1 protein-coding gene is annotated in these 1,240 nt (G+C 62.2%); it reads left to right on the top strand.

The window, feature by feature from the left end; all coding sequences use genetic code 11:
• Positions 1–1,240, top strand: a 1,240-nt coding sequence (gene gltA, locus ACIP1U_RS32605) for a citrate synthase (RefSeq protein ID WP_400324074.1), incomplete at both ends; no start/stop codon positions are given.

The following is a 1,240-nucleotide window of genomic DNA, read 5'->3' as shown; positions in this document are numbered from 1 at the left end:
TCGTTCTCCGATGGTTCCCCCAGCGTTGAGCTGCCGATTTATACGGGCACCGTTGGCCCGGACGTGATCGACATTCGCAAGCTGTACGGACAAACCGGTAAGTTCACCTACGACCCCGGTTTCATGTCGACGGCTTCGTGCAATTCCAAGATCACCTATATCGACGGCGACAAGGGCGAGCTGCTGTACCGCGGCTACCCGATCGAGCAACTGGCGCAGAAGTGCGACCACCTCGAGACCAGCTACCTGCTGCTCAAGGGTGAACTGCCCAACGCCAAGCAGAAGGAAGAATTCGTCGGCCACGTGATGAACCACACCATGGTTCACGAGCAGCTGCAGTTCTTCATGCGCGGTTTCCGCCGCGATGCCCACCCGATGGCCGTGCTGACCGGCCTGGTGGGTGCCATGAGCGCGTTCTACCATGACGCGATGGACATCGATGATCCGCACCAGCGCGAGATCTCGGCCATCCGCCTGATCGCCAAGATGCCGACCATGGTCGCCATGGCGTACAAGTACAACATCGGCCAGCCGTACATTTATCCGCAGAACGACCTGTCCTACTCGGGCAACTTCCTGCGCATGCTGTTCGGCACGCCGTGTGCACCGTACACCGTGAACCCGGTGCTGGAGCGCGCTCTGGACCGCATCTTCATCCTGCACGCCGACCACGAGCAGAACGCCTCGACCTCGACCGTGCGCCTGGCCGGTTCGTCGGGCACCAACCCGTTCGCCGCCATCGCCGCCGGCGTGGCCTGCCTGTGGGGTCCGGCCCACGGCGGTGCCAACGAAGCCGCGTTGAAGATGCTGGAAGAGATCGGCAGCGTCGATAACATCGGCGAGTTCATCAAGCAGGTCAAGGACAAGAACTCGGGCGTGCGCCTGATGGGCTTTGGCCACCGCGTGTACAAGAACTACGATCCGCGCGCCAAGCTGATGCGCGAAACCTGCCATGAAGTGCTGAACGAGCTGGGCCTGCACAACGACCCGCTGTTCAAGCTGGCCATGGAGCTGGAAAAGATCGCGCTGGAAGACGAGTACTTCGTCAGCCGCAAGCTGTACCCGAACGTCGACTTCTACTCGGGCATCGTCCAGCGCGCGCTGGGCATCCCGACCTCGCTGTTCACCTGCATCTTCGCGCTGGCCCGCACCCCGGGCTGGATCTCGCAGTGGGAAGAGATGATCACCGATCCGGAATACAAGATCGGCCGTCCGCGCCAGCTGTTCGTCGGCGCCGCCA

Origin of the sequence: Cupriavidus sp. NPDC089707, from assembly GCF_044748965.1 — a bacterium.
In the GTDB taxonomy this organism is placed as follows: Bacteria; Pseudomonadota; Gammaproteobacteria; order Burkholderiales; family Burkholderiaceae; genus Cupriavidus.
This window is presented reverse-complemented; position numbering and strand designations above follow the sequence as displayed.